Here is a 263-nt window from a genome sequence, read left to right on the forward strand (position 1 = left end):
CTATGCTGCCTAAAAAGAAAAGACAGGCAGTTTGGGCTGTTTATTCCTTTTGCCGGAAAGCGGATGACATTGTAGATGAGTCTCCTTCACCAAAAGAGGAGTTAACATCCTTTCGGGAGGCGTTTGATCGATTCTTACATGGTGAGGTAGACCGGAATGATCCGATGTGGGTGGCGCTAGAGCATACATTTCAAGAATTTCGTATGGATGAAGCCCCGTTCCGTGACCTGCTCCAAGGACAGGAGATGGATTTAGAGCAGCAT

1 protein-coding gene is annotated in these 263 nt (G+C 47.1%); it reads left to right on the plus strand.

Annotated elements, in window-relative coordinates; all coding sequences use genetic code 11:
• Positions 1-2: 2 nt before the first annotated feature.
• The coding region (locus tag SB775_RS30565; RefSeq protein WP_410865014.1) for a phytoene/squalene synthase family protein at positions 3-263 on the plus strand (261 nt) is incomplete at its 3' end.

The sequence above is a fragment of the Peribacillus sp. SIMBA_075 genome, assembly GCF_046534585.1.